Below are 23166 nucleotides of genomic sequence, written 5' to 3'. Positions count from 1 at the left end.
TACTTTCCCGACCTGAGAAAACTCTGAGACGGCCCGCACACCGCCCGGAGCCCCTCACAGGTCGTCGGCGGACAGGCCCAGCTCCCTGGCGGCGGCGGTCTTGACCAGCTCGGTGACGCGGCGCCGGGGCAGCACGCGCCCGTGCACGTTCATCTGTATGGCCAGGCCGTCGCCGAGCGCGAAGATCCTCCAGGTGGCGCCCTCCGGGTCGGGACAGGTGAAGTCCCCGGCGGCGACCCCCGCCTCGATGATGCTCTGCATCACCTGCCTGCTCTGCACGTCCAGCCTGCGGGAGGTGCGCTGCAGGTCCTTGTTGCGCATCGACTCCGCCCAGGCGTCGATCCACAGCCGCCACCCCTCGGGGGAGGCGGTGGGGGAGGAGAGCCTGAGCAGCGCCCGCAGCCGGTCGAGCGGCGGCTTCGGGGAGCGCTCGACGGCGGCGAGCGACTCCATATGGCGTCGTGCGGCGTACGCGAAAGCCTCGGCGAACAGCCGGTCCTTGGTCTCGAAGTGGTAGAAGAGCAGCGCCTGGCTGACGCCGGCTGCTCTGGCGATGTCGATGGTCCTGGTGTGCCCGAACCCCTGCGCGGCGATCACCTCGCAGGACGCCTTCAACAAGTCATCACGCCGTAACCGGCCAAAACCTGGAGTCACAGGCCGTAACTCTAATCACCCCGCAGAGGCAATCGTAGGACGAAGCGGGCACCGCGGTCCGACTCTTCGATCGTGAGCCTTCCGCCGTGCTCGTGGGCGATCTCGCGGGCGATGGGCAGGCCGAGCCCGGTGCCGCCGACGTCGCGGTTGCGGGAGGCGTCCAGGCGGGCGAACCGCTCGAAGACGACCTCGCGGTCCTCCGGCGCGATGCCGGCGCCGTCGTCGAGCACCTCCAGAATGGCCTCGCCGTCCTTCCGGACGGCGATGATGATCGTGGACTCGGCGTGCCGTTCGGCGTTGTCGACCAGGTTGGTGATCAGGCGGCTGAGCCTCAGCCGGTCGCCGGTCACCAGCACGCCCGGCTGCAGGGTGGTGATCACCCGCTTGCCGCGCCGCCTGGCCGCCTCCGCGCGGGCCACCTCGGACAGGTCCAGCGGCTCCCGCTCACCCGGCGCCCCCGCGTCCAGCTTGGCCAGCATGAGCAGGTCGGTCACGATGGCCTGCAGCCGGTCCAGGCTGTCGAGCAGTTCGCGGCCGGTCCTCGGCCAGTCCGCCTCCTCGGGATACAGCAGCGCCTCCTCCACCCGGGTGCGCATCGCGGTGATCGGGCTGCGCAGGTCGTGGGAGGCGTCGGAGGCGAACCTGCGCTGCCGCTCGGCCGCGGACTCCAGCCGCTCCAGCGTGTGGTTCGCGGTGATGGCCAGCGCCCGGATCTCGTCGTCGTGGCGGGGCACCGGCACCCGCATGCCGACGTCGGTGGCGGTGATCGTGGCGAGGCGGGCGCGGATGCGGTCCACCGGCTTCAGCGTCTTGGTGACCACCCGCCACGCGCCGATCGCGGTCAGCGCCACCGGCGCGAAGAAGATCGCGGTCAGGGCGAGCGGCACCCGCGGCGTGACGTACCAGGGAACGGCCTTCTCGGTCGTGTAGATGAGCCAGTCGCCGCCCGTCGGCCCGGCGAAGCGGTAGGCGACGACCCAGTTGCACTGGCCGGGGTAGAGCGGCAGGTCACACTGTTCCGCGGTGGTGCTGACGGCGCGCTCCGGCGGCACCAGCGTGCTGATCCGCGGCTTCCCGGCGATGTCGGAGTTGGAGAGGAGCACTCTGCCCGTGTCGTCGACCACCTGGATGTCGATCTCATAGTCGGACGCGAGCCGCTTCGGAGCCTCCCCGTGCTGGATCAGCTCGACCACCCGCATGGCCCTGCGCTCCAGCGCGTCGCGCTGGTGGTCGGCGGCCGTCTGGTAGAGCGCGTACTGCAGGTAGCCGCCCGCCGCGGCGCACAGCACGGCCATGTACGCGGTGGCGATCAGCGTCAGTCGCCCCCGCATGGACCCTATGAACCGTGTGACCACCTGCTCCCCTCCGTGGTCATGTCATCACATAGAGTCACCTTAATTCCAATTAGCGGAGATTCGGCGACAAATGGTGCAAATCTCCACCAGATCATTGCTCTGTACGGTCCGCGAAGGCGTGGCTAGAGTAAGTGAGCACTGATGCGAGGGAGTCGATGTGAACCCAGCGGACTACCAGCGCGCCGCCAGGGACTGGCTGGAGCGGAACGTCCCGTCGGAAGGGCGCGCGGACGGTGATCCGATCGCCCAGGCCAAGGACTTCATGGCCCGGCTCTACGACGCCGGATACTCCGGCATCACCTGGCCGGAGCGGTGGGGAGGCCAGGGCCTGACCCAGGAGGAGGAGCGCGCGTTCGCCGCCGCGGCCCGCGACTTCACCCTGCCCATCTACGTGTTCTCCATCGGCCTGGGCATGACCGGCCCGACGCTGGTCGACCGGGGGACCGACGCCCAGCGCGAGCGGTTCGTCCGGCCGCTGCTGCGCGGCGAGGAGATCTGGTGCCAGCTCTTCTCCGAGCCCGGGGCCGGCAGTGACGTGGCCAGCCTGCAGACCAGGGCCGAGCGCGACGGCGACGACTGGATCGTCAACGGGCAGAAGGTGTGGACGTCGGTCGCCCAGCACGCCGACTGGGGGCTGCTGCTCGCCCGGACGAACGTGGACGTGCCCAAGCACAAGGGCCTGACCATGTTCGTGGTCGACATGCACCACCCCGGCGTCACCGTCAGGCCGCTGAAGGACATGAGCGGCCGGTCCAACTTCAACGAGATCTTCTTCGACGACGTGCACATCCCCGACGAGCACCGGGTCGGCGACGTCGACGACGGCTGGAGCGTCGCCGTCACGACACTGCTGCACGAGCGGCTGTCGATCTCCGCCGGGGTCGGCATGGGCGGCCAGAAGGACAACCCCGCCTCGCTGGAGGCGCTGCGCCGCACCGTCGACACGAGCGACCCGCTGGTCCGCGACGAGCTCGTCGAGCTGCACATCCGCTCGCGCGCCCTGGCCCTGTTCAACCAGCGGCTGGCCCAGGAGACCGAGGCGGGGGTGTTCCCCGGCGCCCGCGGCAGCGCCGCCAAGCTGCTGCTGGCCGAGCTGACCCTCTACCAGGCCGACCTCGCCACCCGGCTGGCCGGGCCCGAGTCGGTCGTCGGCGGCCACCCGCTCGGCACCGTGCTCTCCACCGCGCCGGGGCTGGCGCTCGGCGGCGGCACCAACGAGATCATGCGCAACATCGTCGGCGACCGGGTGCTCAACCTGCCGCCCGAACCCCGGGTGGACAAGACCGTGCCGTTCAAGGACCTGAAGGTGGGGACGCAGGCGTGAAACTCGTACCCAGCCAGGAGCAGCGCGAGCTGCGCGCCGCCGTCCGCGACTTCCTCGCCGCCGCCTCGCCGCCGGCCAAGTCCCGCCAGGGCCACGACCCCGAGGTGTACGCGCGGCTCAACGGCGAGCTCGGCCTGTCGGGGCTGATCGTCCCCGAGGAGTACGGGGGAGCGGGCGCGGGCTTCGCCGAGCTGGCCGTCGCGCTGGAGGAGACCGGGGCGGTGCTGCTCCCCGGCCCCTTCCTGGCCACCGTGTTCGCCGCGGTCACGCTGACCCGGGCGCCCGACAAGGAGCTGCTGTCCGGCATCGCCGAGGGCCGCGTCGCCGCCACCCTCGCCCTGCCGGGAGCGGACGTCACGGCCGACGACACGGGCCGCCTCAGCGGCACGCTCCCGCAGGTGCTGTCCGGCATGGAGGCGGACGTGCTGCTCGTGACCGCCGGATCCGCGCTGCACGCCGTCGACCTCACCGGCGAGGGCGTCACCAGGACCCCGCTGGAAACCCTCGACATCACCCGCGGCCAGGCCCGGGTCGTCCTGGACGGCGCGCCCGCCCGGACGCTCGGCGAGCCCGCCGACGGGATCGCCGACCGGCTCGCCGTGGCGCTCGCCGCCGAGCAGCTGGGCGTGCTGCGGGCCGCGCTCGACGCCATCGTCGGCTACGCGAAGATCCGGGTCGCGTTCGGCCGCTACATCGGCTCGTACCAGGGCGTCAAGCACAAGCTCGCCGACATGCACTGCAAGCTGGAGCAGGCCGAGTCGATCGTCCGCTACGCCGCCTGGGCCGCCGACGAGGCCCCGGACGAGCTGCCGGGCGCCGCCGCGCTCGCGCAGGCGTACGTGGGCCGCGCCTGCTTCGAGGTGGCCCGCGACAGCCTGCTGCTGCACGGCGGCATCGGCTACACCTGGGAACACGACGCCCACCTCTACTTCAAGCGGGCCAAGACCGACGAGGTGCTGCTCGGCCCGCCCCGCATCCACCGTGCCAGGATCGCCGACCTGCTGGAGCTGTGATGGACATCAGCCAGTCGCCCGGCTTCTACGCCATCGCCCAGGCCGACCCCGGCCGGGTCGCCGTCATCGACACCGACGGCTCGCGCACCACGTACGGCGAGCTGCACGCGCTGGTCAACCAGGTGTCCCACGGGCTGCGCGGGCGCGGCCTCGGCACCGGGGACGTGGTGGCCGGCGTGCTGCCCAACGGGCTCGACCAGGTCATCATGCTCATGGCCACCGGCCAGATCGGCCTGTACTACGTGCCGATCAACTGGCACCTCGCCGCGCCCGAGATCGACTACATCGTCAAGGACTCCGAGGCCAAGCTCGTCGTCACCAGCCAGGAGTACGCGGTCCCCGGCGCCGAGATCGGCACCGCGGGGCTCGCGGACGGGCAGCCCGCCACCGCGCCCGGCGACCGCACCGCCGGGGCCGTCATGTGGTACACCTCCGGCACCACCGGCCGCCCCAAGGGGGTGCAGCGGCCGCTGCCCGGCGCCGAGCCCGAGGCGATCGTGCCGATGTACACCTGGTTCCTGGGCGAGGTCGTCGACCTGAAGCCGGGCGACGGGATCCACCTGGTGACCTCGCCCATGTACCACTCCTCGCCGTGCGCCCACACCCAGTTCGCGCTGCACTTCGGCCACACCGTGGTGATCGCGCCCCGGTTCGAGCCGGAGACCGTGCTGGAGCTGATCGAGCGCCACCGGGTGACGAACGCGATGATGGTGCCGACCATGTTCCACCGGATGCTGCAACTGCCCGCCGAGGTCAGGCGGCGCCACGACCTCTCCAGCCTCCAGCAGGTCATCCACACCGCCGCCGCCTGCCCGGTCGCCGTCAAGCAAGGGATCATGGACTGGTGGGGGCCGGTGCTCTACGAGTACTACGGCTCCACCGAGTCCACCATCGCCTTCTCCGTCAAGCCGCACGACTGGCTGGCCAGGCCCGGCACCGTCGGGCGGCCCGCGCCCACCTTCGAAGCCAGGATCCTCGCCGAGGACGGGACCGAGCTGCCCCCGGGAGAGCCCGGCCTCGTCTACGTCAAGTCCAGCCTCGGCAAGTTCGAGTACCGCAAGGACCCGGCCAAGACCGCGGCCAGCATGCGCGGCGAGTGGTACGCCCCCGGCGACATCGGCTACCTGGACGAGGACGGCTTCCTGTTCCTGTGCGACCGGCGCACCGACCTCATCATCTCCGGCGGGGTCAACATCTACCCCGCCGAGATCGAGGCCGCGCTGCTGGAACACCCCTCGGTCGCCGACGTCGCCGTCATCGGGGTGCCCGACGAGGAGTGGGGCCACAAGGTGGTCGCCCTCGTCGAGCCGGCCGAGGGCGTCGCCGCCGGCCCGGAGCTGACCGCTGAGCTGCTCGCCCACTGCGGCCCGCGCATCGCCAGGTTCAAGCACCCGAGGGTGATCGGGTACCGGGAGCGGCTGCCCCGCACCCCGACGGGCAAGCTGTCGCGGTCCAAGGTCAGGCAGGAGTACCTCGACGCGGGCTGAACACCAGCTCCTCGGTGTAACGCTCCGCACCCAGATAGAAGGAGGTCGACAGGGTCCGCTCGGCGGTGTCGAAGACGGTGCTCCAGAGCGTGCGGAACGGCCCGAACTCGGACTGCCGCACCGCCTCCAGGCTGTCACGCAGGTCGCGGCCCGACAGCGTGACGCCCTTGCTGCGCTCGTACAGCGCGCGCAGCCGCCCGTACGTGCCGAGCGTGTTCTCGGTGTCGGCGGGCAGCGCCATCGGGTCCGGATTGCGGTGCAGCAGGTGGTTGGTGACGCACAGCGGCCCGCCGCCGAACTCCACGACGTGCTCCGAGCCGTCCCTGCCGCGCTCCCACACGAACGCCCCGCCGTGCGCGTCGGCCACCAGGTAGTGCAGCGGCGTGCCGTGGTCGTACTGCTTGGCGCAGAGCAGCGCCTGCTTGGCCTGCTCGGCGGTCTCGCAGGTCTCCACCAGGAACCGGGGCAGCTGCACGCTGCTCAGCCCCACCTGGGGGGAGACGTTCTCCGGCGGGGACGCCTGGTCGATGTCGGCGATGAGCAGCGTCACCACCAGCCCCGCCTCGTTGATCCCGTCCATGCACCCGTCCAGGTCGGACATCGTGATCACGGTGGAGGCCAGGCCGTCGTCCGGAACCGTGGTGATCACGTACGGGCGCGACGCCATCGGCAGCTCACCCGGCGCCGGATCACCGCCCATGACCTCACTGGTGGTCAGCGTGAAGAAGTCGTAGTTGCGGCCGATCCTGCCGTGCCCGTCCGCCGACGCCGACGGCGGCACCCACAGGGCCGAGCAGGCGGAACCCGCAGGGACGTACCCGAGCCCGTCGAGGGCCAGCTCGTCCTGGTCCGGGTCCAGGCCGAGCGCCTCGGCCGCGCCGTCCATCCGGGCGTGCTGCTGCGGCCAGTGCCGCTCGAACCAGGCCCGCCTGGCCCGGTTCACGGTGGGGTGCGATGGCTGCGGCCGCCAGCCGAGCCGCAGCGCCTCCTCGGTGAGGCGGCGGCCGATCTCGGTCTGGCCGCCCTCCACGGTCATGTGGCGGACGAGCTGGAAGTCGTCCCTGCTGCCCGCGACTTGGGTGATGTTCATGCCGCCGAGGCTGCCGCCCGCCGCTGGCCGGGCCCTTACCGCTCGCTGACCGCCCGCCCGTAACGCTCCGCCAGCCGCCGCACGGCCTCCGCCAGCTCGGGCGGGTCCAGCACCTCGAAGTCCAGGCCCAGGAAGCCGATCCAGACGGCCATGCCGTCGAGGTCGTCGCTGCCCAGCTTGAGCACGCAGGTGTCCGGCCCGGCCGGCTCGATCTCCATCCGGTCGCCCAGCCCCAGCTCCCGCACCCGCTCGGCCGGGGCGTGCAGCAGCACGGTGCCGCGGTGACGCCACATGGCCGTGTTCACGCCGCGCTCCACGTACGCGGCCACGTCGCCGTCCTCCGGCAGCTCCCGCGCGGTGAACCGGGGGCCCGACGGGACGCGCGGCCTGAGACGGTCGACCCGGAACGTCCGCCAGTCCTGCCGGGTCACGTCGTAGCCCACCAGATACCAGCGGCCGCGCCGGTGCACCAGCCGGTACGGTTCCACGTCGCGGACGGTCGCCGACCCGTCGTGCCCGGTGTAGTCGAAGCGCAGCCGCTCCCGGTCACGGGCGGCGTTGGCGATCGTGGTCAGCAGCGCGGGCGGCACCGACGGGGCCTCGCCGGGGATCTGCACCGTGTACGCGTTCAGCGCGCCCACCCGCGCCCGCAGCCGGGACGGCAGCACCTGCTCCAGCTTGGCCAGCGCCCGCACCGACGACTCCTCGATGCCCTCCACGCCGCCCCCGGCGGCCCGGCCGAGCCCGACGGCGACGGCCACCGCCTCCTCGTCGTCCAGCAGCAGCGGCGGCAGCGCCGCCCCCGCGCCCAGGCGGTAGCCGCCGGCCACGCCCGGCGTGGCGTGCACCGGATAACCGAGGCTGCGCAGCCGCTCGACGTCGTTGCGTATCGTCCTGGTGGTGACCCCGAGCCGCGCCGACAGCTCGGGGCCGGTCCACTCCCGGTGCGCCTGGAGCAGAGAGAGCAGCTTGAGCAGGCGGGCGGAGGTCTCCAGCATGCCCGCCAGTCTGCCCCCTATCGCGGAAAGCGCGGTTCCTCGTTCAGCGGTCAGCCGCCGAATATCCGCTGCGCCTGCTGGATCAGCGTGAGCACGGTCAGCGTCCCGAAGAACGCGATCGACCACACCATCGCCCCCAGCCGGTACGAGCGGATCCTGATCGGCGCGGGCAGCGCCTTCCGGTTGAGCCAGATGAGCAGGATCGAGTACACGAACATCATCACCGCGGCGAAGCTCGCCGACAGCACCAGCAGCACCAGCGGCTGGTCGAAGCCAAGCAGCAGGATCACGATGCCGGTCAGCGCCAGCGCCCACACCACGGCGAAGTAGACCCGGTTCTCCGTGACCTGCTTCCCCCGGAGATACACGGTCTTGATCGTGTCGGCGACCAGCCGCGAGGTGTAGTCCACGATCCCCATCGCCGAGGCGAACAGCGCCAGCGCGCCGATCACCCAGAACAGGACGCCGAACCACGGCGCGACCGTCTGCTGCAGCACCTGCCCCTCGACGCCGAGGAAGTCGATGCTGTTCTCCAGCCCCGGCCGCCCGAACACGGTGGAGTACGCCAGCATCGACATCAGCGCGATCGTCACGAACGACACCAGCGCGAACGTGGACGCCTGCTCGATGTTGGCCACCCGCCACCACTGCCGCCAGCGGGCGAGGTTCTCCTTGGTGGGCGCGAACTGGAAACCGGTCGACGGCGCCGCCTCCTCCTGCCCGGTCACCGGGCTGACCAGGCGCGGCACGTACAGACCCATCCCGAAGCCCTTGTCGCGGATCCAGTTGCTCTGGCACAGGTTCTGCCCGCCGCCTGCGCCCGCGTACGCGATGGCGCCCATGAGCAGCGCGAACTCCAGCGGCGGTACGGGGAGGCTCGCGTCGACCGTGAGACCGCGGCCGAGGCCGGCCCAGGCGTCGGCGTTGATCGCGAACACGATCGCCACGACGATCAGCGTGAGCACCAGGGCGATCTTGATGAAGATCACCCGCTCCAGCACCGTGTAGATCACCGGCGCCAGCGTCAGCCCGAGCGCGATGACGACGAGCATGCCGATGGCGATCCACCGCACGCTGCCCTCACCGGTGCCGGTCAGGTAGGTGACCATGGTGGCCGAGGTGGTGACCCAGCCGGGCCAGAGGTTCGAGCAGAGCGTCATGAGGACGAAGACCAGGCCCCAGTGGCGCCATAACCGGCTGAACCCGGTGAGCGCGGTCTCGCCGGTGGCCAGCGTGTAGCGCTCGATCTCCATGTTGATGAACCACTGCGTGATGATGCCGATCAGCGCGCCCCAGACGAAGATGAGACCGACCTGGGAGGCGATGTACGGCCACAGGATGAACTCGCCCGAGGCGAGTCCGACGCCCGCGCCGACCAGGCCGGGGCCGATGATGGGCCACGCCGACCGGGGCGGCGGGGGAAGGTCGCGGACGGTGACGGGCGGCAGGACGCGGGAGGGGACCGTGGGGGTGAACTCCGTCATGCGGATCTCCTTATGACAGGCATCCGTAACGGAATTGGAACTACCCGGTTAATTCCGCTCCACGACATATTCCCCGTGACGGGTGAAACCGGTTACGCGCGCGCCCGCCGCCATGAGCCCGCCCAGCGTCTCGCGGGTCGCCAGCCGCCACTCCCGGGCCGCGCCGGGGTCCTGCCCCCGCAGCGTCTCGATGTCGGGCGGCGTCGCCACCAGCACTGTGCGCCCCTCGGCCGGCTTGACCAGCGGCCGCCCGCCCGCGTCGGCGAGCACGGCGGGGTAGCGGGCCTCCACCGCCGTGCCCGGCGGCCGGTCCAGCCGCCACACGGCCAGCAGCCGGTCGGACTCGTCGCCCTCGTTGATCTCGTCGGCCATCACCCCGTAGAACCGCTCCAGGTACGCCTCCGGCCTGGCCCCCAGCTTGACCAGGTTGAACCAGGCGTTCCTGCGGACCAGCGGGTCGAACGTCCAGGTGATCCGCTCCAGCCCGCGCCGCAGGCACCACTCCCGCTGGTGCAGCTTGAGCGCGGACCCGGCGCCCCGCCCCGGCAGCGCGCCGGTCACGTGCGAGTGCAGGGCCCGGTCCGCCGCCAGGAACCCGACGGACGCGCCCACGAGCCGGCCACTCTCGAAGGCGCCCGCGACGTAGCCGCCCGCGTGCGCGAAGGCGATCATCAGCTCGACCGGGACGGGCGGGTTGCGCGGGTCGGGGTGCCAGATGTCGTCGAAGAGCCGGTACGCCGCGTGGAACTCCTCCAACCGGCGCAGCTCGTGTATCTCCACCTGGTGGGTCTACCCGAGCGTGCCGGTGAGGAAGCGGTGCACGTTGCCGCCGATGATCTTCTGCACGTCCTTCTCCGGCAGGCCGCGCCCGAGCAGGCCCTCGGTCACCATGGGCAGCCCCGACGGGCCCTCCAGGCCGGGGATGGCGGCCAGCACGTCGACGCCGTAGCTCACCTCCTCGCACGGCGGCATCACGTCGGCCATCACCTCGCGGATGAAGTCCGGGCCCAGGCCGACGTGGTCGATCCCGGCCACGCCCGCGACGTGCTCGATGTGGTCGAGCAGGTGGTCGAGCGTCGCCTCGTGCTCGTGCTCGGTGAGGAACCCGGCGAAGAAGTTCACGCAGATCACCCCGCCGGTGGCGGCCACCCCGCGCAGCTGCTCGTCGGTGAGGTTGCGGTGGTGGTCGCGCAGCGCCCGCGCGGAGGAGTGGGTCGCCATGACCGGCCGGGTGGCCAGCTCCAGCACGTGCGCCACGCCCGACGCGCCCAGGTGGGACACGTCGAAGATCATGCCGAGCCGTTCCATCTCGCGCAGCGCGGCCACGCCGTGCGAGGTCAGCCCGCTGCCGGTGGCGTCCTCGCCGCTGCCGTCGGCCAGCGGGGTGCGGCCCCAGTGGGCGATCGAGGCGATCCGCACGCCCAGCCGGTGCAGGGTGGGGATCAGCTCGACGCTGGCGTCCAGCCCCGGCATGCTCTCCATGGCCAGCACCAGGGCGATCAGCCCGTCGTCCAGCGCCGCGTCGACGCCCGCCGCGTCCGTGCAGAGCCGCACGTCGCCCGCGTTCCCCTCGGCGATCACGTGCGCGCACTCGATCATGCGCAGCGTCCGCCGCAGCGCGCCCTCGGGACGGTACGGGTCGTCGATGAAGACCGGCAGCACCTGCAGCCGCACCCCGCCCTCCTTGAGCTGGGGCAGCCAGCGCTCGCGGAAGAACGCCGCCCAGCGCTCGGGCGGCCTGGCCGAGACCGCCATCAGCAGGTCGTTGTGGGTGTCGGCGACGACGGAGCGACGGTGCAGGGAAGACGTCATGAGGCGGACGCTACCGCGCGGGCCCGCGCCGCCGCCATGTCGGTCCGCACGAGCTCCGGCCCCCTTCTTGGTCGGCGGATTCAAACCTCCCTGTAGGCGGCGCGCGGGGGCTTGGCAGTCAGCCTGCGGTAGAGCATCGTGGTGCCCGGCCAGTTGTTGGTGACCCGGCCGTCGGCGGTCTTGTACCAGCTCCGGCAGCCGTCGCCCCACACCATGCGCCCCATCGCCTCGTCCAGCCGCCGGCGCCAGGCGTCCATGACCTCCGGCCGCACCTCCAGCCGGCGGCCGTCCGACAGGTGCGGCAGGCAGTTCATGATGTGGTTCACCTGGCATTCGATCATGTAGATGATCGAGTTGTGCCCGAGGTTGGTGTTGGGACCGTACAGCAGGAACATGTTCGGGAAGCCCGGCGCCGCGATGCCCAGGTAGGCCTCCGCGCCGCCGGCCCACCGGGTGGCGAGGTCCACGCCGTCGCGGCCCGTGACCCGCATCGGGGCGAGGAACTCGGTGCTGCGGAATCCGGTCGCGTACACGATCGTGTCGGCCTCGTGCACCGACTCGGTCGTCTGCACGCCCTTCTCCGTGATGCGCACGATCTTGTCGGTCACCACGTCCACGTTGGGCCTGGTCAGGGCCGGGTAGAAGCGGCTGTCGATGACCACCCGCTTGCAGCCCGGCGGGTAGTCGGGGGTGAGCCTGGCCCGCAGTTCGGGGTCCTTCACCTGGTCGCGCAGGTGGTTCAGGGCGCGCCTGCGCAGCAGGTCCTCGCTCCAGCCGCGGGCCAGCGCCGGGTAGAGCGTGGCTTCCGCGTACCGGTAGATGTACTCGCGGTAGGCGCGCTGCAGGCCGGGCACGAACCGGAACGCCAGCCTGACCGCGGCGTTGAAGGTGGCGTCGGGCTTGGGGATCACCCAGTTCGGGGTGCGCTGGAACACCTCCAGGCGCTCCGCCTGCCGGGCGACGGGCGGGATGAGCTGGGCCGCCGACGAGCCGCTGCCGATCACCGCGACCCTGCGGCCGGTGAGATCCTGCGAGTGGTCCCAGCGGGAGGAGTGGAAGGACGTGCCGGCGAAGTCGTCCATGCCGGGGATGTCGGGCAGGCGGGGGCGGTTGAGCTGGCCGACCGCCATGACCAGGACGTCGAAGGCCTCGGTGGTGCCCGAGGCGGTCAGCTGCCACCGTGAGCCGTCGAAGGTGGCGTCGGTGACCTCGGTGCTGAACCTGATTTTTCGCCTGACGTCGTATTTGTCGGCGCAGTGTTCTAAATAGCCCAAGATTTCCGGCTGTTCCGGATATCTCCGGGTCCAGCTCGCGTACTTCTCGAACGAGTACGAATACAGATGCGACGGGATGTCGCAGCCCGCGCCGGGGTAGCTGTTGTCCCGCCACGTGCCGCCCAGCCCGCCCGCCTTCTCGAAGATCGTGTACGAGCCGATCCCGGCGCGTTCGAGCCGGATCGCCATGCATAATCCGCCGAAGCCCGCGCCGATGATCGCGACCCTAGGTGTCATGCCACCCCTCCACCGAGTCAGGATCCACTTACATTACGCCGAACCAGGTTCAGTGCCCACCCCTCGCCCACACTCGCCGCCATGACCGACGGAGATCGCGCCGGCCGATAGTCTGCCCTGGTGGCTGCATGGAACCTGACCGACGTGATCGACGTGCTGGAGGCGGCTTACCCGCCCGGCCGGGCCGAATCCTGGGACGCCGTGGGCCTGGTCTGCGGCGACCCCGCCCAGGGAGTGGAGAAGGTGCTGTTCGCGGTCGACCCGGTCGCCGCCGTCGCCGACGAGGCCGTGGAGTGGGGCGCCGACCTGATCGTCACCCACCACCCCCTCTACCTGCGCGGCACGACCACCGTCGCCGCCACCACGCCCAAGGGCAGGCTCGTCCACCGGCTCATCAAGAACGACATCGCCCTGTTCACCGCCCACACCAACGCCGACGTGGCCAACCCAGGCGTTTCCGACGCCTTGGCCCGCGCCGTCGGGCTGACCGGCGACCTGGTGCCGCTGCAGCCGTTCGCCGACGACCCGTGGCGCGGCCTGGGCCGCGTCGGCGACCTGCCGGAGGAGCTGACGCTCGGCGAGTTCGCCGCCCAGGCCGCCGCCGGGCTGCCCGCCACCGCCTGGGGCATCCGCGTCGCCGGCTCGCTGTCCCGCCGCGTCTCGCGCGTCGCGGTCAGCGGCGGCGCCGGCGACTCGCTCCTGGCCACCGCGCGCGCGGCGGGCGTGGACGTGTTCCTCACCGCCGACCTGCGCCACCACCCGGCCAGCGAGTTCGTCGAGGCGGGCGGGCCCGCGCTGATCGACGCCGCCCACTGGGCCACCGAATGGCCCTGGCTCGACACCGCCGCGTCCATCCTCACCGCCAGGGGCGTTAACGTTGAGACACGTGTCTCCGCCACGGTCACCGATGCTTGGACAAGAGGATATTGATCATGAAAGCAGCCCCCGAGGTCCAGAAGAGGCTCCTCGACCTCGCCGAGCTCGACTCCGCGCTCGACCGGCTGGCCCACCGCCGCCGCAGCCTGCCCGAGCTGGCGGAGATCGACGACCAGTCCAAACGCTACGCCAAGCACGCCACCGAGGTCATCGAGGCCGAGACCGAGGCCGGTGACCTGGCGCGGGAGCAGACCAAGGCCGAGAGCGACGTCGACACCGTCCGCACCCGCATCGAGCGCGACCAGCAGCGTCTCGACTCCGGCGCCGTGTCCTCCGCGCGCGACCTGGCCGGCCTCCAGTCCGAGATCGTCTCCCTGAACAAGCGGCAGAGCGACCTCGAAGAGGTGGTGCTGGAGATCATGGAGCGCCGCGAGGCCGCCGACGCCCGCGCCGCCGACCTCAAGACCCGGCGCGACGAGGCCAGGGCGACCCTGGCCGACGCCGAGTCCCGCCGCGACGCCGCCCTCGCCGAGATCGACAAGGAGACGGGCGAGGTCCGGTCCCGCCGCGCCGCCGTCGTCGGCGACATCCCCGCCGACCTGCTCAAGCTGTACGACAAGCTGCGCGAGCAGTACGGGGTCGGCGCCGCCATGCTGCAGGGCGGCCGCTGCCAGGGCTGCAAGGTGGCGCTGTCCATCGCCGAGATGAACCAGATCAAGGCCGCCGCCGCCGACGAGGTGGTGCGCTGCGACGAGTGCCGCCGCATCCTCGTCCGCACGGCGGAGTCGGGCCTGTGACCCCGTCCCCCCGCGCTGAGAGGAAAGAGTGACCGCCTACATCGTCGAGGCCGACGGTGGCTCCCGCGGCAACCCCGGCCCGGCCGGCTACGGCGCCGTCCTCCGCGACGCGGCCGACGGCCGGGCCCTCGCCGAGTCGGCCGAGGCCATCGGCGTCGCCACCAACAACGTCGCCGAGTACCGCGGCCTCATCGCCGGCCTCCGCCTGGCGCTCGACGTCGGCGGCGAGGGCGCGCGGGTGGCCGTGCGGATGGACTCCAAGCTCGTCGTCGAGCAGATGGCGGGCCGCTGGAAGGTCAAGCACGAGGGCCTGCGCCCGCTCGCCCTCGAAGCGGGCAAGCTGGCCAGGCGGCTGCGGGTGACGGAGTGGACCTGGATCCCGCGCGCCCGCAACGAGCACGCCGACCGCCTGGCCAACGAAGCGATGGACGCCGCCGCCCAGGGCCTCTCCTGGAAGTCCGGCGGCGCGAGATCAGCCGCGGAAAGCCCCGCCGAAGAAGCGCCCTCACCCCCGAAGGCCCGACTGGTGGAGCAGACCGACCTCCTCGACCTGTCGGGCCCCACCGCCTCCGTCGCCACCGCCCAGCAGCGCACCGCCAAGGGCACCGGCTGGGCCCCGCCCACCCGGGTCGCCACCTCGCTCGTCCTCCTGCGCCACGGCGAGACCCCGCTCTCCGTCGAACGCCGCTTCTCCGGCCTCGGCGACCCCGAGCTCACCGCCAATGGCCTCGCCCAGGCCGCCGCGGCCGCCGACAGGCTCACGCGCGACCCGTACAAGCTCGACGCCGTCGTCACCTCCCCGCTCACCCGCGCCAGGCAGACGGCCGAGACCGTCGCCGAGCGCGCCGGCCTGGACGTGGAGACCGACGAGGACCTCAGGGAGACGGACTTCGGCGCGTGGGAAGGCCACACGTTCACCGAGATCCAGCGCCGATGGCCCGCCGAGCTGGCCGCCTGGCTCGCCGACCCCGACGTCGCCCCGCCGGGCGGCGAGAGCTTCACCGCCGTCGCCGACCGCGTCACCCGCGCCCAGCGCCGCCTCATCGACAGGTACGAGGGCCGCACCGTCCTGCTGGTCTCCCACGTGACGCCCATCAAGACCCTGCTGCGCCTGGCCCTGGACGCGCCCCCGGCCGCCCTCTACCGGATGCACCTGGACCTGGCCTGCCTGTCGCTCATCGAGCACTACGCCGACGGCAACCCGGTGGTGAAGTCCTTCAACGACACCGCCCACCTCCGCTGACGGTTCGCGCTCTCGTACAAGTCCAGGAGCCGGTCGTGCCGGGCGCCGCCAGAACACCCGGCACGACCCCTGGCGCCACCGCCCCCCTCAGGCGATGACACCCCGTCATCTCATCGTGCGGATCTTGTCATTTGGTTGCGGACCGCTTGCATGCGCTAACCTCGACACCGGACGAGCCGGCCGGGCGACCGCGTCGGGCCTCTTCACGAGGCCCGCCGAGGAAGGTCCGGGCTCCACAGGGCAGGGTGGTCGGTAACGCCGACCCGGGGCGACCCGCGGGAAAGTGCCACAGAAAGCAAACCGCCTTCCGGATTTCCGGGAGGTAAGGGTGAAAGGGTGGTGTAAGAGACCACCAGCGCCCACGGTGACGTGGGCGGCTCGGTAAACCCCACCCGGAGCAAGGTCAAGAAGGGACGTTCCCCTCGGGGACCGTCCCGCGTGCGCCGCTTGAGGGCTGCCCGCCCGAGGCGCACGGGTAGACCGCTCGAGGCCGCCGGCAACGACGGCCCTAGATGGATGGTCGCCCCTTCGCCTCGGCGAAGGACAGAACCCGGCCTACAGGCCGGCTCGTCCCATATTTGCTGCTCTGACCTCGCATGGAACCGTCGGCGCGCATGCGCAGGGCACATCGGGGGCACTCCGGCCTGACGCCCATGGGCGCAGGACGGATTACATCTCCTAGCGGATGGGTCTAGAGGCGCCGGCCGGGTGCCCCTTACGCGAAGGTAAGGTCCGTGGGCGCCTCTGGCATGGCGTTGGCTCGCAGGCGTACTGTCACATCGAATAGGCGTTCGATCCCGGGGCGTCCGTGATCAATATAGGAAGGTGTTCCCTTCTGGTAACCCTGTTCGCGTGCGGAGAGCATCAATAGCCCTCTCTCTTCGCATCAAACCCAAAGGTCAACTACACAACGGAGTAGGGAAACATGAACGAGGAATTCTTCCCGGCCGGTTCTGTTTCACATGATGACCCAGCGGTCGAACGGGCTATGGCAACAATTGATGGGTTGAAACCGGCTGAACAGAGAGAGCTCCTACGTAGCACCTACCGTGCAACGCTGGCCTTCCAGCGAACCAAGGATATTGACCACCTCGTGCATTTCGCTAACAATCTCCTCGCGACCATTCGTCTGCGCGGCATTCCCGATTATGCCGAAGCGGTAAGGAGCGCTTCGAAAGATCACGGGGGCTCTGGTGGGTCGCTGGACATCAATGAGGTGCTTAACCGACTCATGGAGTAGCCATGGCGGAGCTCCGGCTCCAGGCGGGAAGTGATCGAGTACTTGCGAAGTGGTGGAACTCGGATAGCTGCAAGGAGGGAGATCACCAGCTTGTCGCAAAGGTGCTTGAGACCATCAGAACCGGAGCCTGGCGGAATCGATGGTACTGGACTGAAGATCAAGCTAACGATCCAACTACCCTTCGACCAATATCCATCTGGCCGCGAACAGACTTAGTGATCACGATTCGGTTTTGGCCAGCGGAAGATCCTCCCGAGGTCCAACTAATCAGCATTCTTGATCTAGCCGACCTGCCTGAAAACGACCTCCGAGAAGAGGCCTGAGGATCATTCCTTAGATGATCAGAGTGCTTGAATCCCCTTTGAAAACGCCTTGTTCATAGCTGTGCGCGCACGCTGCGATGCTTCAGGCACCAGGTGACCGTACAGGTCCACGGTCGTGGTAATGGACTCATGCCCCAGCCACCGGGACACCTCAGAGACAGGCACGCCCTCAGCCAACGCCGTACTGGCGAAGGTGTGCCGCAGATCGTGGAACGTCATGTCCGCTGGCACCTCGGCCGCGAGGATCGCTGGCTTGAGGACGTCGGCGTTGAAGTAGTCGCGCCGGATCAGGTTGCCGCGCGACGTCCGGAATAGCGCGTCCTTGGGCTTCCGTCGATCTATGTGCTTCGCCAGGGCGTCAGCGAGCACGGCCGGCATCGGCACGTCCCGCACGGACGCCCGCGTTTTCGGCGGAGCCAGCACCGGCCGCCGATCGATCACCACAATCTGCCGGTCCACCCGCAGCATCTCTTCCTGGAAATCGACCCGATCGACGGTCAGACCGAGTGCCTCCCCCTGCCGTAGGCCGGCCGCAGCCCCGAGGAGGACCAGCGGCGCGAACTCGGGCCGCATCGCACGGTAGAGCGCGATCACTTCGGCAGGGGAGAGGAGCCGGATCGTGGTCTTATCCGCCTCTGGCAAGCGGATGTCGACGCAGGGCGAGCGACGGATCATGCCGTCCCGTACGGCACCACGCATGATGCTGGAGAAGATCACATAAATGGTTTCGATCGTCCGCGGCGTCAGGCCCTTGACGTGCAAATCCTTCACCCAGCCCTGCACGGCGGTGGGCCGGATGGCGACCAAGGGCACCAGGCCGAAGACTGTGCTGGGCGAACGTCCGCACGCTCATCCGCAAGGCGAGACGAAGTGCATGCGCTTCGCGGCCGGTCCACTCATGCACCGTCGTCACGTCGCCGCTCCCTTCCACGGCCATGAAAGCACGCAGAGTTACCGAGGGCCTACGGAAGTGCAACGGAAGTGCGACAGCGGGTCGTATCCAGCCGGGCCGGGACTGGCCATGCTCGATGAGCGTGCCATCAGCTCCGGACCACGGTAAGGACGGCTACCTTGTGGACACAGATGTGGACGGCCCATTCGCCTGCGGGTACCCGCGGGACCCAATGAGATCAGTGGCGCCTGAGGTCGCGGCGCACTCAAGTTCTCTCGGGCGGAGCCTGGTCTGGCGGCTTCGCGATGACGCGCGGGCGGTGGGGGACGCCCGCGCCTTCTCCGCCGTGCGCTCCTGCTGGTCGGTCTGCGGCCGGATCTCGTGGACGACGCGGTTCTGATGGTCAGCGAGCTGGTCACCAACGCGGTGCTGTACGGTGCCGCGCCGTATGAGCTGGTGGTACGGGTCGATCCAGCCGAAGTGGTCTGCATGGTGGTCGACGCCGGGGCCGTTCTCCCGAAGCTGCGGGGTACGGATGCTCAGGCCGAGAACGGCCGGGGGTTGTTGATCGTGGCGGAACTGTCGGCCGGGCTCTACGGCTGCATCCCACAGAGGTTCGCCACGTGCCCTGAGGTGGAGGGAAAGGCGACCTGGTTCGCGCTGCCTCGTACGGAGGGCTGGCGATGAGCATGACATGAGAAGGAGCCACGCGGCCCCCTGTCGGGGAGAATCCTGGGCCGCTCGCATGGGTGAGCCGGCCGCCTGGCGTGGGCTGGTTCGAGTTCTGGGTCAGCCGAGGACGAGTAACCTGGACAGGCAGAGTGGTTCGAGACATTTAGGCAACAAAGGCGGTCGCTCCCCATAGTTCGGGATTGCCGCCTTTGTCACGGCCTATCCGCCACAACGTGGCATCAGCCTATCTTCACGCTGATGTCCGCACCCGACTTCAATAGGGCAACTGCCGCGAGGGTGGCGATCGCCGCCATCCAGGCGGCATGAATCACCCACCACGGGATAGAGATGGTAATTTCCAGCTTCCTCATGTCCCAGGTCCTCCTTTGGGCTCTGTGCGGTCGAAAGGTGCCGGGACCTGGGGCACGATGCAATGGAGGCGCTACACTGGGATTGTCCAGATCGCCAGTGTGCGCCTCCAGCCCCAGGCTGGACGACACTCAGAGCCCGACACCCGTCTGGTGTCGGGCTCTTGTGTTGCGCGCCTCAGCCTAGGCCATCTGAACCCGCTCCGCAGCGAATACACACGTTTACTCGCCGCCTTAGAAGAGCGCAATCTTAAAGCGGTGCTCTCTATTGTGGAGCCGCCGGTTTGGTCGGCTGGCAGTGGGGAGCATGCTGCCCTACATCCGCAGGTGAAGAGGGTAGCGCGCTGCGCACTGCGTTTTGGCCGCCGTATTTCGTACGCCATTTGCATCGCGGATCGAATCCGCGTTTCGGTTCTCGTTTTGTTTGCCGTTTGCAGCTGCCGGTAACCTGGGGTTACCGCAGTTCTTTCTATTGGCGCAGTTACGAGCGGAATCTCGGAGTTGGAGCGAGAGCCCCTGTGTGGGCTTCTCAGGGCCTCCCGGCTATCGAACGCATGAACGCATTGCGGTGCGCCGGTCACGGCGTGCGATTCGAGGATCATCGTGGCGATCAACACCCATGGGCGGACCACCGGGCCGAGCGCGGGCGGGCGCCGCATCGTCGGGATGCGCGCGGATGACATCTACAGGGTGATGGCGTTCTTGGCGCGGTCGAGTGACTCCTCTGAGGCCGGCCCGCCCGGGTTCTCGGTCGCGAGCGCCTGGTTGAGCTCGACGAAGGGACGCATGCGCGTCTCGTACCGGATAAGCGCCGTCGCGTGGTCGGCGGCGGCGAGTTCGGCGGCGAGCACGTACGCGCCGACGAGGGCGAGGCTGGTGCCCTGGCCCGACAGCGGCGAGGCGCAGTAGCCGGCGTCGCCGAGGAGCGTCACCCGGCCACGCGACCAGGAGTCCATCCGCACCTGCGCCATGGCGTCGAAGTAGAAGTCCGGCGCCGTCTCCATGGCCGCGAGCAGCTTGGGCACCTCCCAGCGCAGCCCGCCGCACCGCTCGGCGACGAGCCGGCGCTGGGCGTCGAGGTCGCGGTGGTCGTACGGTACGGGATCGGACTCGAAGCCCAGGTTGACTCGCAGTTCGGTGTTGTCGCGCACGGGGTAGATGCCGCCGCCGGCCTGGCCCTCGCGGATCCAGACCTGCCAGTCGTCCAGGCCGAGGAAGTTGTCGGCGGTGAAGATCGACAGGTAGGTGCCGAGGTGGTGGACGAACTCCTCCTCGGGGCCGAACGCCAGCCGCCGCACCGTGGAGTGCAGCCCGTCGGCGCCCACGACCAGGTCGAAGGTCCGCGGCCCGCCCTTCTCGAACGTCGCGCGCACGCCGTGCTCGTCCTGCTCCAGCGCGGTGATCGAGTCGTCGAAGACGTACTCGACGTCCTGCCTGGTCCGGTCGTACAGGAGGGTGGTCAGGTCCTCGCGCAGCAGCTCGATGTCGTCGTTGTCGAGGCGGCCGCTGCTGATGGCGTGCTCGGTGGACCGCATGATCTCGTTGCCGTCGCCGTCCAGCATGGACATGCCACGCATCCGGGTGCGTACCTCGCGCAGTGGGGCCAGCAGGCCCATCCGGTCGACCACGTCGAGGGCCACGCCGCGGATGTCGATGGCCTGACCGCCGGCGCGCGGCGCGGGCGCCCGCTCGACGACGGTGGGGGTGATGCCGTGGCGGCGCAGCCAGTAGGCGAGGGCGGGGCCGGCGACGCTCGCGCCGGAGATGAGGACGGTGGTCATGTCTCGCTCCTTGTGTTGCGGTCTTCGCGGACCTGAATGTACAGCGTACTAATTTCGAGTGCAACGCTCTGACCTGCGTTTATGTACTAGGACAGCGAGAGCTGTGCTAGTTTCTGTGCTAGTACAGATGGACGAAGGAGCAGGTCGTGACCGATCCCACCGGGCCGCCCTATCTGCGCATCGCCGCGGAGATCCGCCGGAGCATCGCCGACGGCCGGCTCAGGCCGGGGGATCGGGTGCCGTCCACCCGCCAGATCGCCAGGGAGCACGGGGTGGCGCTCGCCACGGCCACCAAGGTCCTCAACCGCCTGCGCGACGAAGGGCTCGTGCACTCCAGACCCCGCGCCGGCACGGTGGTCGCCGCCCCCGCCGAGCCGCGCGGACCCGCCGAGCCGCCCGACCCTGCTCAGCCCCGCGATCCCGCAGAGGCGGGTGATCACACCGCCGCCTCTGCGCGTGCCCCGGCGCGGGCGCGCGAGCCCGGGGACCAGCCGCGGCGGCGTGGGCCGCGGCCGTCCGGGCAGCCCGACGGCGAGCTGAGCCGGGACCGCGTCGTGCGCGCCGCGATCGAGCTGGCCGACGCCGAAGGGCTGGACGCGCTGTCCATGCGCGGCGTCGCCGCACGGCTCGGCGTGGCGACCATGACCATCTACCGCTACGTCGCGGGCAAGGAGGAGCTGGTCCTCCTCATGGCTGACGCCGCGTTCGGCGAGCTGGGCTATCCGGGCGAGCCGCGAGCCGGGTGGCGGGCCCAGGTCGAGCGCGCGGCGCGCACCCTGTGGGCGGTGCATCGCCGTCATCCGTGGCTCGCCCAGCTCAACTCGCTTTTCCGGCCGCTGCCGCTGTCCAACCTGCTGGCCCACGGCGAGCAACTGCTCGCCGGGCTGGAGAGCCTCGGCCTGGACGAGACGACCAGGATGGACCTCCAGGTGGTGATCTACAGCCACGTCCAGGGCCTGGCCGTCCACCTCGAACGCGAGGTCCTGGCCGAGGCCGCCACCGGCCTGTCTGAGGAGCAGTGGATGGAGAGCCAGGGGCCCGCCCTCGGGTCGATCGCCGCGACCGGCGCCTATCCGGCCTTCTCGCGGCTCATGGCCGCGTTCGGCCGCGACGGCTACGACCTCGACCTCGACCGGCTGTTCGAGCTCGGCCTGCGCACCCTCCTCGACGGCCTGACGGTGCTCGTGGAGGAGCCCTGACAACACGGAAGGTCACGAATGAGATCGATGTCTTGATCGGCCCGACACCGGGCTGTTAGACAGGGGCAGCGGTTGCTCAGGCCCGAGAAACGGTGGTCCCCCCATGCAGCAGTCCGTTCTCACCACAGTCATGCTCCCCGCCGCGCTCGCACTGATCATGTTCGGGCTCGGGCTGTCCCTCACCCTCGGAGACTTCGCCCGCGTGGCGACCCGGCCCAAGGCCGTGATCGTGGCCCTGGTCGCCCAGGTGCTCGTGCTGCCCGCCGCCTGCTTCGGCCTGGTCGTGCTGTTCGGCCTGGACCCGCTGCTCGCCGTCGGGATGATGCTGCTCGCCGCCTCACCCGGCGGGACGACGGCCAACCTCTACAGCCACCTGTTCGGCGGCGACGTGGCGCTCAACATCACCCTCACCGCCGTCAACTCGGTGCTGGCCGCCTTCACGCTCCCCGTGGTCGTCAACCTGTCGCTGAACCACTTCCTCGGCGACGGCCAGGACATCGGGCTGCAGGCGGACAAGGTGGTGCAGGTCTTCGCGATCGTCCTGGTGCCGGTCGTGATCGGCATGCTCGTACGGCGGCTCAGCGTGCGGTTCGCCGACCGGATGGACAAGCCGGTCAGGATCCTGTCGGCGCTGGTGCTGGCGGCGGTCATCGTCGGGGCGATCGTGCAGGAGCGGGAGCGGCTGGGCGGTTACATCGCCGCCGTCGGGCTGGTGGCGCTGCTGTTCAGCGTGATCAGCCTGACCGTGGGCTATTGGCTGCCCCGCCTGTTCAAGGTGGAGCGGCGGCAGGCCATCGCGTCCGGGATGGAGATCGGCATCCACAACAGCACGCTGGCCATCACGATCGCGCTGAGCCCCTCGCTGCTGGCCAACTCGACGATGGCGGTGCCGCCCGCCGTCTACGGGGTGCTGATGTTCGGCACCACACTGGTCTTCGGCTATCTCGTACGCCGCCGCGCCGGCCTCGCCGAACCCGAGGAGCGCCTGCCGGCGGAAGCCTGAGCGTCCGCCGGGAAGGCGACCGCCGGTCAGCCGTCAGGAGGACG

Annotated in this window: 20 protein-coding genes, 1 other RNA gene and 1 pseudogene; 11 read left to right on the top strand and 11 right to left on the bottom strand. The window is 70.1% G+C overall.

Annotated features, from left to right (window positions below; genetic code table 11):
• Nucleotides 1-54: 54 nt before the first annotated feature.
• Together AB0K05_RS17545 and AB0K05_RS17540 are read right to left on the bottom strand one after the other, a co-directional pair.
• On the bottom strand, nt 55-615 hold the full coding sequence (locus tag AB0K05_RS17545) for a TetR/AcrR family transcriptional regulator (protein WP_364230071.1): 561 nt from the start codon (nt 613-615) through the stop codon (nt 55-57).
• Between the two features lie 50 nt (nt 616-665).
• Nucleotides 666-1985, bottom strand: a complete 1320-nt coding sequence (locus AB0K05_RS17540; RefSeq protein ID WP_364230069.1) for an ATP-binding protein — start codon at nt 1983-1985, stop codon at nt 666-668.
• Between the two features lie 181 nt (nt 1986-2166).
• Between AB0K05_RS17540 and AB0K05_RS17535 the strand changes: the two genes are divergently transcribed.
• Genes AB0K05_RS17535 through AB0K05_RS17525 form a run of 3 tightly spaced genes read left to right on the top strand, consistent with a single transcriptional unit; the run spans nt 2167 to nt 5833 of the window.
• Nucleotides 2167-3333 carry an acyl-CoA dehydrogenase family protein gene (locus AB0K05_RS17535; protein ID WP_219543099.1) on the top strand — a complete coding sequence of 389 codons (1167 nt, stop codon included), beginning with the start codon at nt 2167-2169 and terminating at the stop codon, nt 3331-3333.
• On the top strand, nt 3330-4346 hold the full coding sequence (locus AB0K05_RS17530; RefSeq protein WP_364230067.1) for an acyl-CoA dehydrogenase family protein: 1017 nt from the start codon (nt 3330-3332) through the stop codon (nt 4344-4346). Before AB0K05_RS17535 ends, AB0K05_RS17530 begins: the two co-directional genes overlap by 4 nt.
• Complete coding sequence (locus AB0K05_RS17525) at nt 4346-5833, top strand: AMP-binding protein (protein WP_364230065.1); 1488 nt, start codon at nt 4346-4348, stop codon at nt 5831-5833. Before AB0K05_RS17530 ends, AB0K05_RS17525 begins: the two co-directional genes overlap by 1 nt.
• Here AB0K05_RS17525 and AB0K05_RS17520 read toward each other — a convergent pair.
• The 6 genes from AB0K05_RS17520 to AB0K05_RS17495 form a co-directional block, all read right to left on the bottom strand.
• Entirely contained in the window at nt 5805-6923 is a 1119-nt protein-coding gene (locus tag AB0K05_RS17520; RefSeq protein ID WP_364230063.1) for a C45 family peptidase, read from the bottom strand. The genes AB0K05_RS17525 and AB0K05_RS17520 overlap by 29 nt on opposite strands.
• A gap of 35 nt (nt 6924-6958) precedes the next feature.
• Entirely contained in the window at nt 6959-7921 is a 963-nt protein-coding gene (locus AB0K05_RS17515; RefSeq protein WP_364230061.1) for a YafY family protein, read from the bottom strand.
• Nucleotides 7922-7971: 50 nt separating this feature from the next.
• A complete protein-coding gene (locus AB0K05_RS17510) occupies nt 7972-9405 on the bottom strand; it encodes an Nramp family divalent metal transporter (RefSeq protein WP_364230059.1) in 1434 nt (477 codons plus the stop codon).
• Between the two features lie 48 nt (nt 9406-9453).
• Nucleotides 9454-10185, bottom strand: a complete 732-nt coding sequence (locus AB0K05_RS17505) for a GNAT family N-acetyltransferase (protein ID WP_345482506.1) — start codon at nt 10183-10185, stop codon at nt 9454-9456.
• A gap of 9 nt (nt 10186-10194) precedes the next feature.
• A complete protein-coding gene (locus tag AB0K05_RS17500) occupies nt 10195-11217 on the bottom strand; it encodes a membrane dipeptidase (RefSeq protein WP_345482507.1) in 1023 nt (340 codons plus the stop codon).
• An 80-nt stretch (nt 11218-11297) separates the two neighbouring features.
• Entirely contained in the window at nt 11298-12728 is a 1431-nt protein-coding gene (locus tag AB0K05_RS17495) for an NAD(P)/FAD-dependent oxidoreductase (RefSeq protein ID WP_345482508.1), read from the bottom strand.
• A 120-nt stretch (nt 12729-12848) separates the two neighbouring features.
• On the opposite strand from AB0K05_RS17495, the gene AB0K05_RS17490 reads away from it, so the two are divergent.
• The 5 genes from AB0K05_RS17490 (at nt 12849) to AB0K05_RS17470 (ending at nt 16884) form a co-directional block, all read left to right on the top strand.
• The gene (locus AB0K05_RS17490; RefSeq protein WP_271275934.1) at nt 12849-13658 is read left to right on the top strand and encodes a Nif3-like dinuclear metal center hexameric protein; all 810 of its coding nucleotides are present in this window, start codon (nt 12849-12851) and stop codon (nt 13656-13658) included.
• A gap of 2 nt (nt 13659-13660) precedes the next feature.
• The gene (locus AB0K05_RS17485) at nt 13661-14401 is read left to right on the top strand and encodes a C4-type zinc ribbon domain-containing protein (protein WP_148030279.1); all 741 of its coding nucleotides are present in this window, start codon (nt 13661-13663) and stop codon (nt 14399-14401) included.
• 28 nt (nt 14402-14429) lie between these two features.
• Nucleotides 14430-15644, top strand: a complete 1215-nt coding sequence (locus tag AB0K05_RS17480; protein WP_271275932.1) for a bifunctional RNase H/acid phosphatase — start codon at nt 14430-14432, stop codon at nt 15642-15644.
• Between the two features lie 172 nt (nt 15645-15816).
• An RNA gene (rnpB, locus tag AB0K05_RS17475) (RNase P RNA component class A) lies at nt 15817-16218 on the top strand.
• A 351-nt stretch (nt 16219-16569) separates the two neighbouring features.
• On the top strand, nt 16570-16884 hold the full coding sequence (locus AB0K05_RS17470; protein WP_364230055.1) for a hypothetical protein: 315 nt from the start codon (nt 16570-16572) through the stop codon (nt 16882-16884).
• 341 nt (nt 16885-17225) lie between these two features.
• Here AB0K05_RS17470 and AB0K05_RS17465 read toward each other — a convergent pair whose 3' ends face one another.
• The gene (locus AB0K05_RS17465) at nt 17226-18020 is read right to left on the bottom strand and encodes a site-specific integrase (RefSeq protein ID WP_364230053.1); all 795 of its coding nucleotides are present in this window, start codon (nt 18018-18020) and stop codon (nt 17226-17228) included.
• Nucleotides 18021-18450: 430 nt separating this feature from the next.
• On the opposite strand from AB0K05_RS17465, the pseudogene AB0K05_RS17460 reads away from it, so the two are divergent.
• Nucleotides 18451-18786: pseudogene (locus AB0K05_RS17460) on the top strand (ATP-binding protein); the annotation flags it as partial.
• A gap of 224 nt (nt 18787-19010) precedes the next feature.
• Here the strand turns inward: AB0K05_RS17460 and AB0K05_RS17455 are convergent.
• Nucleotides 19011-19142 carry a hypothetical protein gene (locus tag AB0K05_RS17455; protein ID WP_364230051.1) on the bottom strand — a complete coding sequence of 44 codons (132 nt, stop codon included), beginning with the start codon at nt 19140-19142 and terminating at the stop codon, nt 19011-19013.
• Nucleotides 19143-19822: 680 nt separating this feature from the next.
• Entirely contained in the window at nt 19823-20920 is a 1098-nt protein-coding gene (locus AB0K05_RS17450; protein WP_364230049.1) for an FAD-dependent monooxygenase, read from the bottom strand.
• A 146-nt stretch (nt 20921-21066) separates the two neighbouring features.
• Here AB0K05_RS17450 and AB0K05_RS17445 point away from each other — a divergent pair, with 146 nt between their 5' ends.
• Entirely contained in the window at nt 21067-22119 is a 1053-nt protein-coding gene (locus AB0K05_RS17445; RefSeq protein WP_271275925.1) for a TetR/AcrR family transcriptional regulator C-terminal domain-containing protein, read from the top strand.
• A gap of 103 nt (nt 22120-22222) precedes the next feature.
• On the top strand, nt 22223-23122 hold the full coding sequence (locus tag AB0K05_RS17440) for a bile acid:sodium symporter family protein (RefSeq protein ID WP_219543114.1): 900 nt from the start codon (nt 22223-22225) through the stop codon (nt 23120-23122).
• Nucleotides 23123-23166 lie beyond the last annotated feature (44 nt).

This window comes from Nonomuraea sp. NPDC049486, from assembly GCF_040676925.1.
Lineage (GTDB): Bacteria > Actinomycetota > Actinomycetes > Streptosporangiales > Streptosporangiaceae > Nonomuraea > Nonomuraea ferruginea.
The sequence above is the reverse complement of the archived record's forward strand: the minus strand, read 5'-3'. Positions and strand labels throughout refer to the sequence as shown.